Source organism: Novosphingobium sp. B-7 (assembly GCF_000410615.1).
GTDB classification, from domain to species: domain Bacteria; phylum Pseudomonadota; class Alphaproteobacteria; order Sphingomonadales; family Sphingomonadaceae; genus Novosphingobium; species Novosphingobium capsulatum.
The window spans coordinates 5,251-6,370 of record NZ_KE148384.1; the positions used below are offsets into that span (position 1 = coordinate 5,251).

Genomic DNA, 1,120 nt, shown 5'->3' on the forward strand with positions numbered 1-1,120 from the left:
GCTCGATTCCTCCAGCCTGGTGGCGCGGCGGCTGGCGCCGCAACGCCGCCTGGTCTGCGCCAGCCCGGCCTATCTTGCCGCGCATGGCACGCCCCAGGTGCCGCAGGACCTGGCCGATCACGCCTGCCTGACCTTTGCCTTTGCCGATGGCGAGCGGCGCTGGCGGCTGACCCGCGACGGCCAGCACGAATGGGTGCGCGTGGCCGGGCCACTGCGCACCAACCACGCCGATACGATCCGCGAAACCGCACTGGCCGGGGCGGGACTCGCGCTCTTGCCCACCTGGCTGGTGGGTGAAGACGTGGCGCAGGGGCGGCTGCGCCCGGTGCTGGCTGAGTGGCACGGCGACATTGCCCGCCCCGGGGCGCCGCCGCCGGGCGATCCCGGCATCCACGCGCTTTACCTGCCCGATCGGCGCGGCATGGCCAAGGTGCGCCTGCTGGTCGATTTCCTGGCGGAAAGTTTTGGCACGCCGCCCTATTGGGAGCGGTGCCTGCCGGGCTGAGCTTTGCCCGCCATCATTGCGTGAAATGCAATAGTGCGTGCCACTTGGGGCAGATTATCATTTGCCGGCCAATGGTGCATAGGGGGTGCAACCAAGCCCGGCAGCAACCGTTTCCCCCCGGCCTGCCCCTGCACGAGAGCCCTGATCATGTCGGACACCATCCTTGCCGGCGCGCCCGCGCGCCAGGCGTCTCAGCCATCGGCGCAAACGCCACGCCCGGTTCTGGGCAATGCCCTGATCCTGGCGATGGCCGCCACCACTGGCCTCGCCGTCGCCAATATCTATTACAACCAGCCGATGCTGGGCCTGATCGAAACCAGCATGCCCGGTGCGCTGACGGCGCTGGTACCCACGGTCACGCAGCTGGGCTATGCCCTGGGGCTGTTCCTGCTGGTGCCATTGGGCGACCGGGTCGAGCGGCGCGGGCTGATCGTCCTGCAGTTCCTGCTTCTCTCCGTTGCGCTGGTGCTCGCCGCCGTCGCGCCCACGCCCGCGCTGCTGCTCGGCGCCTCGCTCGTGCTTGGCGCGCTGGCCACGGTAGCGCAGCAGATCGTGCCGTTTGCCGCGCACCTGGCCCCGGCCGAACGCAGCGGCGCAGTGATCGGCAAAGTCATG

Annotated in this window: 2 protein-coding genes; both read left to right on the forward strand. The window is 69.7% G+C overall.

Annotated features, from left to right (window positions below; genetic code table 11):
• The coding region (locus H926_RS33450) for a substrate binding domain-containing protein (RefSeq protein ID WP_022677238.1) at nucleotides 1-505 on the forward strand (505 nt) is incomplete at its 5' end.
• A gap of 246 nt (nucleotides 506-751) precedes the next feature.
• On the forward strand, nucleotides 752-1,120 hold a 369-nt coding region (locus H926_RS0116135; RefSeq protein ID WP_148291771.1), incomplete at its 3' end, for an MFS transporter.